Raw genomic sequence first — 14,877 nt, 5'->3', positions numbered from 1 at the left:
TCACGAACCGGTCCGCGAGGTTTACGTCGAACGGCCAGTGCTTCGGGCTGATGTTGAAGGCCAGACCCCGCTTCTCGGGCCAGCGCTGGAGTTCCAGGATCCGGTAGCGCTGGCGGGCCGGGTGGCGTTGCGCGAGCGGCAGGCCGCCGGTCTCCGCAAAGACCCGGCCCAGGAACACCGGCTTGTAATTGACCTCGACCCCATGCTTCCGCACGATGTCCATGAAGGGTACATGGCCGATATAGGCCCAGGGGCTCACGAGCGAGAAGTAATAGTCGATGATGCGGGGCATGGGCTCGATTCGGGGTTGATCAGGCCTTGAACGGCGATGCCCCACCTTGAACCATCAGGCCGCGCTCTTCAACGTCTCTTCAGCTCGCAGGAAAGCCTCGACCTCGGGAGCCGCTTGCGGGACCTCCGCCTCCAGGCCGATCTCGTCCAGCAGCCGCTCCATGGGAACGAAGCGCCGCTCCCGGCGGTCGTAAAGCCCCGCCCGCACAAGCGCGATGGCGTTCAGGATCGAGCTGCCGTCCTTGGCCTGCGAGACCAGGCGATGCTCCATCACCACGTCGGTGTCGGACCAGGTGAGAATGCGGGTTTCGAGGATAAACGCGCGAAACGGCCTCAGCTCGCGCCGGAACCGGATCTGACCTGCGCCGACCACTGGCACCCAACCATGCTTGAGAATCGGTCGCCACAGGCCCGAGCGGATCATGATGTCGGTGCGGCCCAGATCCATCAGCGTCCAGTAGCGCCCGTTGTTCAAATGCAGCGACGTGTCGAGATCGTGCGGCCAGACCCGAAACGTGAGCCGCGAGACATTCCGCACCGGATCGAGCTTCGGCCGGAAGAACGAGGTGAGGATCAGGTGCAGAAGGCGCAGCCACAGGTTCATGACAGGCCGATTCCGGTCTGGCGCTGGAACAGGATGAGGTCGAGCGACGGCGCATCGAGCCCGAAGCCCGTGAGCAGGCAGTGAACCTGGCCGCGATGATGGGTCTGATGGTTGAAGAAATGCACCAGCGCCGGCATCAGGGGCTGCTCGATCTCGACCGGATTCACGATCGTCCGGTAACGGATGCTGCCTGCAAGATCGGCCTCGGAGAGCCCGTCGATCGCGGCGACGATCCGCTCGTCCTCCGCCTGCCGCGCGGCCCGAAGCTCATCGAAGGTTTCGAACAGGATGGCGTCGAGCCGGTTCGGCGCCTCGCCCTTTCCGGTAAAGCGCTTCATCCAAATGCGGTCGGCGACCAGGAGGTGGTTCAAGGTGCCGTGAACCGACTTGAAGAACGCCCCGCGATCGGCGCGATACCTCGCATCGGGCAAGAGCGCTGCCACCTCGTAGATGCGCTCGTTGCACCACGCATTGTAGCCGGCCATCATGGCGAAGTGGGATTTCATGGAGGCTCTCCTTTAAACTCTCTCCCGCACCCAAGTCGGATATATCCGACTTGGGCACAAGGAATGTCCAGATCGGGAACACCCGATCCGGACGGGGGAGAGGGTTAAGTGCGTCACGCCGCCTTCTTGGCCGCGGCGCGCCCGTAGAAGGTCTCGCCGCTCGAGGCCATGTCGATGAGGCTCTGCGGCGGCGCGAAGCGGTCGCCGTGCTTGGCCTGAAGCGTCTGGCACAAAGCCACGAAAGCTTTTGCGCCCATGAAGTCGATGTAGGACAGCGCGCCGCCCGTATAGGGCGCAAACCCGAAGCCGAGGATCGAGCCCACATCCGCCTCGCGCGGATCGGTGACGACGCCCTCGTCGACGGTGCGCGCGGCCTCCAAGGCCTGCGTGACGAGCAGGCGTGATTTAAGCTCGTCCATGCTGATGAGTTCGGCAGCCGCCGGGTTCACCTGCAGATCCTTCAGGCCAGGCCACAGGCGCTTCGGCGCGCCTTCCGGGTAATCGTAGAACCCTTTCCGGTTCTTGCGGCCCATGCGCCCTTCCTGCTCAACCAGCGTGGTGAGCAGCTGCTCCTGCTCCGGGATGATGGCGGCATCCCCCAGCTGCGCCTTGGTGGCGCGCAGGATCTTGAGGCCGAGATCGACGCCGACCTCGTCGTTGAGGGACAGCGGCCCGACCGGCATGCCCGCCTGCTTGCCGGCTTGCTCGATCATGGGAGCCGGCACGCCCTCGGTGAGCATGAGATGGCCTTCGAGGATGTAGGCCAGCACGCAGCGATTGGCGAAGAAGCCGCGGGAGTCGTTGACCACGATGGGCGTCTTCTTGATCAGGCGCACATAGTCGAGCGCCGTGGCGAGCGCCTTGTCGCCCGTCTCCTTGCCCATGATGATCTCCACCAGCATCATCTTCTCGACCGGCGAGAAGAAATGGATGCCGACGAACTGGCCGGCATTGCTGGAGTTCCGGGCAAGGCCGGAAATCGGCAGGGTCGAGGTGTTGGAGGCGAAGATGCAGTCCGGGCCGATGGCCGCTTCCACCTTTTGGATCACCTCGGCCTTCACCTTCGGGTCCTCGAACACCGCCTCGATGACGAGGTCGCAATCCTTCAGGTCGTTGTAGTCCGCCGATGCGGTGATCCGTGCGAGCAGCGCGTCGCGGTCCGCCGTCTTGGCGCGGCCCTTCATGATCTGGTCGCTCATGAGCTTGTGCGAATGCGCCTTGCCCTTCTCGGCCGCTTCCACATCGCGGTCGATGAGCACGACCTCGAGCCCCGCATTGGCCGTCACGTAGGCGACGCTCGCGCCCATGAAGCCTGCGCCGATCACGCCCACCTTCTTGAGGCTCGTGGGCGGCACGTCCTTGGGGCGGCGTGCGCCCTTGTTCAAATCCTGCATGGAAATGAAGAGCGTGCGGATCATCGCCGCCGCTTCCTTCGAGCGCAGGATCTTGGCGAACCAGCGCGACTCAACCTTCAAGGCGAGATCCATCGGCAGCTGGAGACCCTGATAGACGGATTCGAGGATGGCACGGATCGCCGGGTAGTTGTCCTGCGTCTCGCGGCGGTAGATGGCGTTGGCCGGAGGCCAGATCTGCATGCCGGCCGCCGAAAAGACCTTGTTGGAGGGCAGCTTGTAGCCCTTCTGGTCCCAAGGAGCCACGGGGGAGCCGCCTTGCTTGATCCAGTCTTTCGCCGCCTGCACGATTCCTTCGCGCGGCGCGACCGCATGGGCAAGCCCCATGTTGCGCGCCATGAGCGGGCGGATCTGCTCGCCCTTGAACAGCATCTGCAGGGCATCGCCCGTCTGCATGAGACGCGCCACGCGCTGCGTGCCGCCGGCGCCGGGGAAGAGCCCGACCTTGACTTCAGGCAGGCCGACGCGGGTGGAGTCCACATCCGACAGGACCCGGTAATGGCAGGCGAGCGCGAGCTCGAACGCGCCGCCGAGGCATACCCCGTGAACGGCCGCCGCGAACGGCTTGCCGCAGGTCTCGAGGCGCCGGTAGAGCAGCGAGAGCTTGCGCGACTCGTCGAAGAAGAACTGCATGGCAGCTTCCTCGCCCTTCTCCTTGGCAAGCCGCGCATATTCCGCGCCGAGCCCCTGGAGCATGGTGAGGTCCGCGCCGCCCGAGAACGCTTCCTTGCCGGAGGTGATGACGCAGCCCTTGATGGCCTCGTCGCCCGCAACCGTCTCGATGATCCGCTCCAGCTCGCCCATCACCTCGGGGGTGATCACGTTCATGGAGCGGCCCGGCATGTCCCAGGTGGCAAGCGCAATGCCGTCGGCGTCAAGCTCAAGGCGGAAATTGGTGAAGTTCGTCATGATGTCCTCCAGGACTGTCGTGTCATTCCCGGCCGGAGCGCAGCGGAGGGGAAGGAAATCCACTCACATGCACACCGGATGATGGATCCCCTTCCCGGCCCTTGCAGGCCGCCGGGGACGACAAAGCGTTAAACCCGCTCGATGATCGCGGCCGTGCCCATGCCGGCGGCAACGCACAAGGTGACGAGCGCCGTCTGCTTGCCCGTGCGCTCCAGCTCGTCGAGCACCGTGCCGAGGATCATGGCACCCGTTGCACCGAGCGGATGGCCCATGGCGATGGCGCCGCCATTCGGGTTGACCTTCGCCGGATCGAGATCCATGGCCTGGATATAGCGCAGCACCACGGACGAGAACGCCTCGTTGATCTCGAAGAGGTCGATGTCGTCCTTGGTCATGCCGGCCTTGCGCAGCGCCAATTCCGATACGTCGATGGGGCCGGTGAGCATGAGGGCGAGATCGGACCCGATGGACGCGAAGCCCTTGATGCGCGCACGCGGCTTCAAGCCCGCCTTCGCGCCGCCCTCCTGGTTGCCGACGAGCACGGCGGCCGCACCGTCCACGATGCCCGACGAGTTGCCGGCGTGGTGCACGTGGTTGACGAACTCCACGTCCGGGTGGGCTGCAATCGCCACCGCGTCGAAGCCGCCCATCTCGCCCATCTGAACGAAGGCGGCCTTGAGCTGGCCCAGCGACTGCATGTCGGTCTGCGGCCGCATGTGCTCGTCACGCGCCAGGATGGTGAGGCCGTTGATGTCCTTCACCGGCACGACGGACTTGGAAAAGCGTCCTTCGTCCCAGGCCTTGCCGGCCCGCTTCTGCGACTCGACCGCGTAGGCGTCGACGTCGTCGCGGGAGAAGCCGTATTTGGTGGCGATCAGATCCGCCGAGATGCCCTGCGGCAGGAAGTAGTTGTCGATGGCGATGCCCGGATCGACCGGCCACGCGCCGCCAGACGCGCCCATGCCGACGCGGCTCATGGATTCCACGCCGCCGCCGATGGTGATGTCCTTCATGCCCGACATGACTTGCGCGGCCGCAAGGGCGACGGCGTCGAGGCCCGAGGCGCAGAAGCGGTTGATCTGCACGCCCGGCACCTCCTTGCCGAAGCCTGCCTTGAGGGCCGCCGCGCGGGCGATGTCGCCGCCGGCCTCGCCCACCGGGTCGACGCAGCCGAGCACCACGTCCTCCACCAGCTTCGGGTCGAGGTTGTTGCGGCGGCGGATGGCATCGAGCGTCGTGACGGCGAGATCCACCGCCGGCACCTCGTGCAGCGAACCATCCGGCTTGCCGCGTCCGCGCGGGGTGCGAACGGCGTCGTAGATATAGGCTTCAGCCATGGAGGCCTCCTGGAACGATCAAGTGTCATCCCGGGCAAGCGGAGCGCGACCCGGGATCGTTGGCAATATAGAACGCTTTACTCGTCACGCGATCCCGGCTCTCCGGCCGGGATGACAGTCATTGCAATCAGAACGCTTCCACCGGCAGCGCCATGGTGGTGTCCGCACCTGTGGTGATGCGGGCGAGGCGCGTGCCGGTTTCGGGCATCATGCGCTCCATGTAGAAGCGGCCGGTGAGCAGCTTTGCATCCATCTTGGCCGCAACGCCATTGCCCTCCGCCTTCCTGCCTTGAGCGGCCTTGGCCATCTTGGCCCACATGTAGCCCATGGCGACGGTGCCGAAGAGGTGCATGTAGTCGGTGGCGCCGGCGCCCGCGTTGTCGGGCTTGGCCATCGCGTTCTGCATGAACCACATGGTGGCCTGCTGCAGATGTCCGAGCCCCTGCTGCAGCGGGGCGATGAAGGCTGCCAGGCTCTCGTCGTTCGCGTTCTCCTGGCAGAAGGCGCCGACCTCGTTGAAGAAGGTCATGATGGCGCGCCCGCCGTCCTTGCCGAGCTTGCGGCCGACGAGGTCCATGGCCTGGATGCCGTTGGCGCCCTCGTAGATCATGGCGATGCGGGCATCGCGCACGAACTGCGACATGCCCCATTCCTCGATATAGCCATGGCCGCCGAACATCTGCTGCGCCTTGACGGCATTGTCGAAGCCGAGATCGGTGAGCACGCCCTTCACCACCGGGGTCATCAGGCCCATGTAGTCGTCGGCGGTCAGGCGCTCCGTCTCGTCGGAGGAGCGGTGCGCGATGTCGCTGTTCAGCCCCGTCCAGACCACGAGGGCGCGGGCCGCCTCGTTGAAGGCCTTGATGGACAGGAGCGTGCGGCGCACGTCCGGGTGCACGATGATCGGGTCGGCCGGCTTGTCGGGGGACTTCGCGCCGGTGAGGGAGCGGCCCTGGAGCCGGTCCTTGGCGTAGGCGACCGCGTTCTGGTAGGCGACCTCGGACTGCGCCAAGCCCTGGACGCCCACGGCAAGGCGCGCCTCGTTCATCATCACGAACATGGCGTTGAGCCCGCGGTTTTCCTGGCCCACGATCCAGCCCCTCGCGCCGTCATAGTTCATGACGCAGGTGGAGTTGCCGTGAATGCCCATCTTGTGCTCGAGGGAGCCGCAGGAGACGCCGTTGCGCTCGCCCACGGAGCCGTCCTGGTTCACGAGGAACTTGGGCACCACGAAGAGCGAGATGCCCTTGGTGCCGGCAGGCGCGCCCTCGATGCGGGCCAGCACCAGATGAACGATGTTCTCCGCCATGTCGTGCTCGCCGGCGGAGATGAAGATCTTGGTGCCGGAGATGGCATAGGAGCCGTCGCCGTTCGGCACGGCCTTGGTTTTGAGCATCCCGAGATCGGTGCCGCAATGGGGCTCGGTGAGGTTCATGGTGCCGGTCCATGCGCCTTCGACCATCTTGGGCAGATAGGTTCTCTTCTGCTCCTCGGTGCCGTGCACCAGCAGCGCCGCGATCGCGCCCTGCGTGAGGCCCGGATACATGCCGAGCGCCAGGTTCGACGAGGAGACGAATTCCTGCATGATCGAGTTGAGAAGCGACGGCAGGCCCTGGCCGCCGAATTCCTCCGGCACCGAGAGGCCCATCCAGCCGCCGGCCGCATAGGCCTCGTAGGCTTGCTTGAAGCCCTTCGGGGTCGTCACCGAGCCGTCCGGGTTGCGGGTGCAGCCCTCGATGTCGCCCGTACGGTTCAGGGGCGCGAAGACCTCTTCGCAAAGCTTGGCGCCCTCGGCCAGGATCGCCTCCACCACGTCGGTCGTCGCATCGGCAAAGCCGGGCAGGTTGTTGTGACGCTCGATGGGGAAAACGTCGTTCAAGAGAAACATGACGTCTTCGACGGGGGCCTTGTAGACCGGCATTGCAGCTCCTCCAGGATCGAAAGCCGGCGCGTTCTTCCCCAAAGGCAAGCGCGTCGGCCCAGCAGATAGTTCACATATAAACTATCTCGCGATCTTGGAAAGAGGCAGGGCGACAAATCTTAGGCCGAGCAGACGAAAGTTCATGCTCGGCCGAGCGGCTAGGGTGAGGATCCGCAGAGGCCATCCTGCCATGTCGGGCAGACCGCGTCCCGCCGCTCCGTGAGAGCAGCACGGTCAAGCGGAGGATGCCGCAAACAAAAACGCCCCGACAGGATCAGGGCACGTTAGCCTGATCCTGTCGGGGCGCAGTTCGAAAGTTGCAGGTTGTGGCCTCGGGAGACTCCGAAGCTCAGGCTGCTTCGGCGAGGCTGCTGCGGCGGGCATGAAGCTCCGCGAGGGCCTGCTCGATCTCGGCCTTCTGCTGCTCGAGATGGCGGATCTGGTCTTCGATCTGGTCCAGGGAAAGCTTGAGGTTCATGGCCGGCCCGTTGCCCGACCGCTCCTCGGCCACCATGGCGCGGATTTCGGTGAGCGTGAAGCCGAGCTGCTTGCCCTTCAGGATCACCGAAAGGCGGTCACGGTCGCGGGCATCGTAGATGCGAGCAGTTCCGTCGCGGCGCGGGGACAGCAGGCCCCGGTCCTCGTAAAAGCGCAGGGTGCGCAGGGTGACCCCGAACTCGCGGGCAAGATCGCCGATCGTGTAAGATTTTGCACCTTCGCCGGCCTCGCCGGAGCTGGTGGTGACTGCATGATAGTTCATTGTCGCCCCGTCGTTACGATTATGAGCAGTGCCAAGGCACCTTCCCTCAGTAATGAAATAATATAACGTTTAGTTATGAACTTGCAAGAGTATTGCATACTTTCACTGCCGCAGGGGCAGAAAGATGCGACGGCGAAGGCTTCACCCAGGGTAAATCCCCGCTTCCGGGGCCGAACGACATCTTCGGAACCGCCATTTAACCCGTTTTTTACCACGCTGCCCGATTGTGCCGTTTGCGGCGGCAGGTCTGAAAGCGTTGTGATTCGCGCTTTCTGGAACCTGCACCGCCACGGTCGGCACGGGCACGGGACCATGCCGGCCTGAAGAGTTCCCGAGTACCCCGCAGGCCCGCCATGAGACGACACGTCCTCTCGAGACTAGACAGCCTGGATCTTGATGCCCGCGCGCTGGCCGCAGCCGCGGCTCGTCGGGCAGGCTTGAGCCTTGAGGAATGGGCGGCCGCCGTGCTGGGCGGAGACGGGTTCGAGGAGGAGGAGCACGGTTACGCGCCTCCGCCGCCCCGCCGGAAGGCCGGCAGCGACCTCGACAGCCTGATCGCCCGGATGTCCGGCGCCCCCCGCCTGAAGCCAAAGGGGGACTACGAGGCCCTCATGGCGGCCGTGGCGGCCGAGAGCGAGCGCCAGACCCAGGACCAGGCGTCCCGCACCGCGGTCGCGCTCGAATCCATGGCAAGCTGGATCGAACAGGCGGAGATCCGCCTGAACGAGAGCGCCCGCGCCTCGGTCGATCAGCAGGACCGCATCGCCGCGATCCTGGCGCAGGCCTTGTCGTCCCTGAAGGATCGGCTCGACTCGGTGGAGCGCCAGGTTGCCTCGGACAGGGCAGCGCCGCCGCGCATCGACTTTCCCATGGAGGAGGCCCTGAAGGCGCTTGCTCCGGTGTCCGAAACCCTGACGGGCCTGCGCAAGGACATGTCCCGGCTTGCGGCACGCCTGGAGCAGCCCAGCCCCGATTGGATCCCGGCGGTCAGCGGCATCCGCGCCGACATCGACGGCCTGCGGGCCGGCATGGAGAGCTTGGCGACCCGGGAGGAGATCGCAGGCCTCGATGCCGCCCTCGGCACCATCGCGAGGGATCTCGAGCAGGGGCAGGCCACCAAGGACCTTCGCACCCTCGCAGGTTCGATCGCCGCTCTGTACGGGCAGATCCAATCCGTCTCGGCGGACGTGAACGAGGGGCTGCACGGGCGGATCGGCCGCGAGATCGATCTCATCAAGGGCAAGATCGACAGGATGGCCGAGAGCGGCATCGACCGCTCCGTCATCGATTTCCTCAGCGGCCAGATCGTGGACATGCGCCAGGAGCTGGCCCATCGGGCCGAGCCCCAGCAGATGACGCAGCTGTCCGAGAACATCGGATCGCTGGGCCGCCAGATTGCGGAGCTTCGCCTCAATCAGGTGGGAAAAGGCGACCTTGCGGCCGTCAAGACCTCCCTCGACGATGTCTGCTCGGCTCTCTACGTCACCGCCACCGCCCAGGAGGCGAGCACGGTGTCCGAGCAATTGGAGGGGCTGGGCCACCGTCTCGACGTCCTGGCGCGCCGCCCCGAGCCGGCACCTTCCAACCTCGATCCGATCACCCGGCAGCTGGCGCTTCTGACGGACCGCATGGCGGACCTCGCCGGCAGCCGCCCCGAGGCGAGCGACGCCCTCTCGACGATGATGGAGCGGCTGTCCTCCCAGCTGCAGGCCGCCGCCGAGCGGGAGACCCCGTCGCAGGAAGCCCTGCAGGAAACCTTGACCCAGCGCTTCGACCGGATCGAGCACGAGCTCCGGCAGCTTGGCCAGCGCACGGACACGGCCGACATGGCTAAGATGCTCCACGCCATCGACGGGAAGCTTGAGCGCATCCCCGCCCAGCCCGCGGGCATCGATGCCCTGGAACGCCAGGTCAGGACCCTCGTGGATCGCCTCGCGCAAGCGCCGGCGGAGCCTCTTCACAAGGCTCTCGACGAGGCGACGGGCCACCTGAAGAACCTTCACGACGAGGCGGCCGGCATTGCGGAACGGGCCGCCCGGACCGCCCTGAACGACATCCGGTCCAGCCTGCCGGATCGTGGCGATCTCGACGCCCTCAAGCACGGCTTCGTGGAACTGAAGGCTCTTCACAACAGAACCGACAGGAAGACGCAGGACACCCTGCGCAACGTTCACGAGGCCCTGGAGGCGCTGGTCTCCCGCCTTCCGGGTCAAGCCGCTTTGGCGGCCGGCCCGGCGGCCAAAGCCGAGCCTGAACCCTTTTCGGACGCATTGCCTACAGCGGACCGGCTCGAAGCGGCGGTGCGCAGGCTCCACGCGGCCACCCTGTCCCACATCGAGGAGGTTTTTCCCTCCCGGCCGGAGATCGCCACGGGCGATTCCGGGGCTCCCCTGTCTACGGGCCCTGATGCGGCAGCCCTCAATGCAGCCCCCTCCCCGGCCCCGGAGGCTGGCCTTGGCCAGGTGCGCGCCAGCTTCATCGCGGCCGCCCGGCGAGCGGCGCAGACAACGGCGCCCGACGCCATCAGCCCCCCGTTGACGCAGGACGCAGACCGCGCCATCGGGGCCGGGCCGCCAAGCCCAGACCATCCCGCCCCGGAGTCCTCGTCCCTGTTCGAGCGCCTTCGCCGGACCTTCGACAGCCAGCGCCGCCCGCTCCTGTTCGGAATCGCCCTCCTGATCCTGGCAGCCGGCACCGCCCGGATCATTGCGAACGCAGAGAACTCTCCGGCTTCCGCCTCCGGAGCCGCAATCGAACGCCAGGACACGGGAGCGTCAGCCGGGGCCAAGCCCTCGGATCGGGCCGAGGCGTCCGGGGACGCGCTGGACACAAGGGTCCTGCACACCTCGAGCCTCGCCAGGGCATCCGCCTCGTCCGCTCCGCCGGCGGCCGGAAAGTTCATGGTCGATCCCGGCACGGTTGGCGGGATTCCGGCGGGAACGCCCGCTGCCTTGCGGCAGGCCGCCCTTTCCGGCGACGCAGCCGCCCTCTACGAGATTGCCGCACAGGCGGCCGACGGGCGCGGCATGGCGCAGGACGTGGCCCTGGCCGCTCGCCTGTTCGAAAGAGCATCCCAGGCGGGACTGCCTCCAGCCCAGGAGCGTCTCGCCATGCTCTATGAAAAGGGAACCGGCGTTCCGCGGGACCCCAAGCAGGCGGCCTCCTGGTACGAGCGGGCGGCCCTCGGCGGCAACATCCGCTCCATGCATAACCTGGCCACCCTGCTGGCCTCTGGAGGCACCGGGAAGCCGGACTACCCTGCCGCCCTGCGGTGGTTCGGCGAGGCCGCCGAGGCCGGGTTCCGGGACAGCCAGTTCAACATGGGCATCCTGCTCGGCCGCGGCATCGGAACGAAGCCCGATCCTGCAAAGGCCTTCCAGTGGTTCTCCCTTGCCGCGGCGCACGGCGATGCCGAAGCCGGCAGGAAGCGGGACGAAATGGCCGCGCGCCTGAGTGACGCCGATCTGAAGGCTGCGAAATCCGCCCTCGCTCAATGGCGGCCAAGGGCCGTCGATCCGGTCGCCAACGAGCCCCCGGCCGTTGCCGAGGGCCGGACGGCTGCCCTGGATCGAACCCCGGACGACAGGAGTTAAGGGCAGGTAGGCTCCGTCATCTTCCGTTCAGAACATGACCGTTACACGGCCTGCATGATGCTGTAACAACAATGTGGCTGCACCGGCCATAGGGGAACCGGGTTGCAAATCTATTTGCCTATCGCTGAAATGCCCGTGAGCGTTCTTCTCATCCTCGGGATGGGTGCGGCGGTGGGCTTCATCTCGGGCATTTTCGGCATCGGCGGCGGCTTCCTCATGACGCCGCTCCTGATCTTCCTCGGCATTCCCCCGGCGGTCGCGGTTGCCACCCAGTCGGCGCAGATCGTCGCCTCCTCCACCACCAGCGTGCTCGGCGCCATCCGGCGCAACGCCCTGGACCGCAAGCTTGGCGCGATCCTGGTGGCGGGCGGGTTCGTCGGCTCGGCTCTCGGAGTCTGGTTCTTTGCGGCCGCGCGCCGGGCGGGGCAGCTCGACCTCGTGATCGTCATCTCCTACGTGACGCTGTTTACCGTGGTGGGCAGCCTGATGCTCAAGGAGAGCATCCGGGAGTTCTGGCATCGGCGAAAGGGCGGCGCGGTGCGCCTGCGGCGCAAGGCGGGCGAGCATGCGCCCTATCTCGGCTGGCCCCTGCGCATGCGGTTCTACCGCTCCAAGCTTTATGTCAGCGTCATTCCGATCGTCGGGCTCTCGCTCTTCATCGGCTTCGCCGGTGCGCTGCTCGGCATCGGCGGCGGCTTCATCGTGGTGCCGGCGCTGCTCTACGTCTTCCGGGTGCCCACCACCGTCGTCGTGGGCACCTCCCAGTTCCAGATCGTCTGCACCACCCTGGTGGCCCTCATTCTCCATGCGGTGATGAACCAGGCGGTCGATTTCGTCCTGGCGATTCTTCTCATCATCGGCGGCGTCTTCGGGGCCCAGTTCGGGGCGCGCATGGGCCGCCACCTGAGAGCGGAGCTGTTCCGCTTCCTGCTGGCGATCCTGCTGCTGGCGGTGGGCCTGCGCTTCGGCCTCGAACTGATCATGCAGCCGGACGAGCCCTTCTCCATCACCGTGCAGGAGACGCGCACGTGAGGGCGGTCGGCATCCTCCTGATCCTGCTCGGCACCATGGCCTCCGCCGGGGCGGAAACCCTGATCACGTCCCTGTCGAACCACCGGGTGCTGATCAACTCCAACTACACGGGAACGCTGATTGCCGTGTTCGGCGCCATCGAGCGCGATGCCCAGACCGTGGCCCGCGGCACAGGCTACGACGTGGTGGTCACGGTGCGCGGACCGCGCCAGTTCCTCACCGTGCGCGAGCGGGAGCCGCTGGGGCCCATCTGGATCAACCAGGAACAGCAGAAGTTTCCGAGCGTTCCCGCCTATCTCAGCGTTCTGAGCTCCCGGTCGCTGGCGGAGATTACGAGCGATCAGCTGCGCCAGCGCCAGAAGATCGGCCTGAACGCGATCGTCAGCGCCTCGGACTTCACCAACCATCGCGGCGGCGCGGACAAGCCCTTCCGGGAAGCGCTCTACCGCATCAAGGCGCAGGAAGGCCTCTACCTGGAGGACGAGCGCGGCGTGACGTTCCTCACGCCCGATATCTTCCGCGCGAGCATCCCGCTTCCGGCCACGGCCCCGCCCGGCAACTACGACGTGGAGGTCACCCTTTTTGCAGACACCGTGATCCTCGCCCGCACGATCACGAATTTCGAATTGGTGAAGACCGGCTTCGAGGAGCAGGTGGGCGCGGTGGCCCGCGACTGGTCCCTGTTCTACGGCGTCGCGACGGCGGTGATCGCCCTGTTCTTCGGCTGGCTCGCCAACCTGATCTTCCGGCGCGATTAGCGAAGGGCGCGTCGCGCGTCCCCTCTTTACGATGCCGCTCCGGCGGGCGATCCTGCGCGCCGACCAACCATGAGGACAACCCGATGATGCTCCGCTGCGGAACGGTTCAGTTCCACCACAAGGCCGACGACAAGGCCTACAACATGTCGGTGGTGGAGCGCTTCTGCCGCGAGGCCGCCGAGCAGGGCGTGAAGATCCTCGCCTTTCCGGAGATGTGCCTGACCGGCTACTGGCATGTGCGCAACCTCGACCGCGCGCAGCTGGAAGAACTCGCCGAGCCGGTGCCGGCCGGCCCCTCCACCCAGGCCGTCACGAAGCTCTCGGCCCAATACGACATGGCCATCGGCGTTGGGCTGATCGAGCGCGGAGACGATGGGCGGCTCTTCAACACCTACGTGGTCTGCATGCCCGACGGGCAGGTTCACCGCCACCGCAAGCTCCATGCCTTCGAGCACGACGAGATTGCCAGCGGCGACGGCTACACGGTGTTCGACACGCCCTGGGGCGTGAAGATCGGCGTGCTCATCTGCTGGGACAACAACCTCGTGGAAAACGCCCGCGCCACGGCGCTGCTCGGCGCGGACGTGGTCATGGCGCCGCACCAGACCGGCGGCTGCAACTCCCGCAGCCCCCAGGCCATGGGGTTGATTGACCCGGCCCTCTGGGCGAACCGGCACACCGATCCCGACGCCATCGAGGCGGAGTTCCGTGGCCCTAAGGGCCGCGAGTGGCTCATGCGCTGGCTGCCCGCGCGGGCGCACGACAACGGCTTTTTCCTGCTCTTCAGCAACGGCGTCGGCGAGGACGACGGAGAGGTGCGCACCGGCAACGCCATGATAATCGACTGCTACGGGCGGATCGTCGAGGAGACCTGGAAGGCCGCAGACGCCCTCGTCGTCGCCGACCTCGATCTCGATCTGCTGCCCCTCGCCACGGGCCGGCGCTGGATCCGCGGCCGACGCCCCGACCTCTACGGATTGTTCACCCAGCCGCAGGGGCACGAGCTTGCTCCGCGGCAGGCGCGGTTCTCGGAGGCGCCCGTGGTGAAACCGGCAGGGTGACCTGACCAGAGCACGACTGGACGAGAGCCCGATCCTCTGCAAGACTGCGCCAATATAACGTATTGCCTTTGACGAGGAAGATGGGCATGCCTCTGGAGACCCTGGCGACCTTTTCTCTCGCGTTCTTCGTTTTCGCAATCAGTCCGGGCCCTGACAACCTCACCATTCTTTCCAAAACGATCACGCGCGGCCCTCGGTACGGCATCGCGTATGGCGCAGGTGTGGTGCTCAGCATCTTCGGCTTCGTCATCCTGTCGGCCATCGGCTTCAATGCGCTTGCCCAGCATATCAACGAGCATCTCCGCATCGTCCAATATGTGGGCGCGCTCTACCTGATCTATGCGGGCATCGCCATGTGGCGAGCCAGCAGCTCCATCGAACCGCGCTCCCTGCGCGGAGGGGTTCTCGGGCTTTTCGGTGCAGGATTTCTGCTCAACATCAGCAATCCCAAGATGCCCATCTTCTACCTGGCCCTCCTGCCGGCCGTTCTAGGCAAGGAGGATCTGACCCCTAGACGTGTGGGTCTGTTGCTCCTGCTCATCGCCGGCATCGAGGTCATCGTCATCGGCGCTCATGTCTTTCTCGCCTATCGCGCCAAGTCCTTCTTGAACGAACCGCGCCGTCTTCGGCTTCTCAATCGAGGCGCGGGATCCCTCATGATCGGCGCGGGCGTGCTGGTGGCAAGCCGTTGAA

The 14,877-nt window shown here is 66.0% G+C and carries 12 protein-coding genes; 5 read left to right on the top strand and 7 right to left on the bottom strand.

Annotated features, from left to right (window positions below; genetic code table 11):
- The 7 genes from JKG68_RS17355 to JKG68_RS17325 all read right to left on the bottom strand — a co-directional run.
- The coding region (locus JKG68_RS17355; RefSeq protein ID WP_202062045.1) for a 2-hydroxychromene-2-carboxylate isomerase at positions 1 to 292 on the bottom strand (292 nt) is incomplete at its 3' end.
- Between the two features lie 54 nt (positions 293 to 346).
- Positions 347 to 895, bottom strand: coding sequence for an acyl-CoA thioesterase (locus JKG68_RS17350; protein WP_202062038.1), 549 nt, complete (start codon positions 893 to 895; stop codon positions 347 to 349).
- Positions 892 to 1,401 (bottom strand): DinB family protein, encoded by a 510-nt coding sequence (locus tag JKG68_RS17345; RefSeq protein WP_202062036.1) that lies wholly within the window; start codon positions 1,399 to 1,401, stop codon positions 892 to 894. The genes JKG68_RS17350 and JKG68_RS17345 overlap by 4 nt, the downstream gene beginning before the upstream one ends.
- Positions 1,402 to 1,514: 113 nt before the next feature.
- Positions 1,515 to 3,722 carry an FAD-dependent oxidoreductase gene (locus JKG68_RS17340; protein WP_202062034.1) on the bottom strand — a complete coding sequence of 736 codons (2,208 nt, stop codon included), beginning with the start codon at positions 3,720 to 3,722 and terminating at the stop codon, positions 1,515 to 1,517.
- 128 nt (positions 3,723 to 3,850) lie between these two features.
- A complete protein-coding gene (locus JKG68_RS17335; protein ID WP_202062032.1) occupies positions 3,851 to 5,059 on the bottom strand; it encodes an acetyl-CoA C-acetyltransferase in 1,209 nt (402 codons plus the stop codon).
- A 127-nt stretch (positions 5,060 to 5,186) separates the two neighbouring features.
- Positions 5,187 to 6,980, bottom strand: coding sequence for an acyl-CoA dehydrogenase C-terminal domain-containing protein (locus JKG68_RS17330; protein WP_202062030.1), 1,794 nt, complete (start codon positions 6,978 to 6,980; stop codon positions 5,187 to 5,189).
- A 349-nt stretch (positions 6,981 to 7,329) separates the two neighbouring features.
- Positions 7,330 to 7,740, bottom strand: coding sequence for a MerR family transcriptional regulator (locus JKG68_RS17325; protein ID WP_202062028.1), 411 nt, complete (start codon positions 7,738 to 7,740; stop codon positions 7,330 to 7,332).
- Positions 7,741 to 8,093: 353 nt separating this feature from the next.
- Here JKG68_RS17325 and JKG68_RS17320 point away from each other — a divergent pair, with 353 nt between their 5' ends.
- From JKG68_RS17320 to JKG68_RS17300, 5 genes are all read left to right on the top strand, one after another.
- Entirely contained in the window at positions 8,094 to 11,333 is a 3,240-nt protein-coding gene (locus JKG68_RS17320; protein WP_202062026.1) for an SEL1-like repeat protein, read from the top strand.
- A gap of 102 nt (positions 11,334 to 11,435) precedes the next feature.
- A complete protein-coding gene (locus tag JKG68_RS17315; protein ID WP_202062024.1) occupies positions 11,436 to 12,365 on the top strand; it encodes a sulfite exporter TauE/SafE family protein in 930 nt (309 codons plus the stop codon).
- On the top strand, positions 12,362 to 13,123 hold the full coding sequence (locus JKG68_RS17310) for a TIGR02186 family protein (RefSeq protein ID WP_312890838.1): 762 nt from the start codon (positions 12,362 to 12,364) through the stop codon (positions 13,121 to 13,123). The genes JKG68_RS17315 and JKG68_RS17310 overlap by 4 nt, the downstream gene beginning before the upstream one ends.
- A gap of 83 nt (positions 13,124 to 13,206) precedes the next feature.
- A complete protein-coding gene (locus JKG68_RS17305) occupies positions 13,207 to 14,184 on the top strand; it encodes a nitrilase family protein (protein ID WP_202062022.1) in 978 nt (325 codons plus the stop codon).
- Positions 14,185 to 14,270: 86 nt separating this feature from the next.
- Positions 14,271 to 14,876, top strand: coding sequence for a LysE family translocator (locus JKG68_RS17300; protein ID WP_202062015.1), 606 nt, complete (start codon positions 14,271 to 14,273; stop codon positions 14,874 to 14,876).
- The last annotated feature ends 1 nt before the right edge of the window (position 14,877 follow it).

The organism is Microvirga aerilata, assembly GCF_016743775.1.
Lineage (GTDB): Bacteria > Pseudomonadota > Alphaproteobacteria > Rhizobiales > Beijerinckiaceae > Microvirga > Microvirga aerilata.
The sequence above is the reverse complement of the archived record's forward strand: the minus strand, read 5'-3'. Positions and strand labels throughout refer to the sequence as shown.

Excerpts from the sequence above, each read along its gene's own strand:
- JKG68_RS17345 (WP_202062036.1), bottom strand. The coding sequence starts at position 1,401 with ATGAAATCCCACTTCGCCATGATGGCCGGCTACAATGCGTGGTGCAAC.
- JKG68_RS17350 (WP_202062038.1), bottom strand. The coding sequence starts at position 895 with ATGAACCTGTGGCTGCGCCTTCTGCACCTGATCCTCACCTCGTTCTTC.
- JKG68_RS17320 (WP_202062026.1), top strand. The coding sequence starts at position 8,094 with ATGAGACGACACGTCCTCTCGAGACTAGACAGCCTGGATCTTGATGCC.
- JKG68_RS17340 (WP_202062034.1), bottom strand. The coding sequence starts at position 3,722 with ATGACGAACTTCACCAATTTCCGCCTTGAGCTTGACGCCGACGGCATT.
- JKG68_RS17300 (WP_202062015.1), top strand. The coding sequence starts at position 14,271 with ATGCCTCTGGAGACCCTGGCGACCTTTTCTCTCGCGTTCTTCGTTTTC.
- JKG68_RS17325 (WP_202062028.1), bottom strand. The coding sequence starts at position 7,740 with ATGAACTATCATGCAGTCACCACCAGCTCCGGCGAGGCCGGCGAAGGT.
- JKG68_RS17305 (WP_202062022.1), top strand. The coding sequence starts at position 13,207 with ATGATGCTCCGCTGCGGAACGGTTCAGTTCCACCACAAGGCCGACGAC.
- JKG68_RS17335 (WP_202062032.1), bottom strand. The coding sequence starts at position 5,059 with ATGGCTGAAGCCTATATCTACGACGCCGTTCGCACCCCGCGCGGACGC.
- JKG68_RS17330 (WP_202062030.1), bottom strand. The coding sequence starts at position 6,980 with ATGCCGGTCTACAAGGCCCCCGTCGAAGACGTCATGTTTCTCTTGAAC.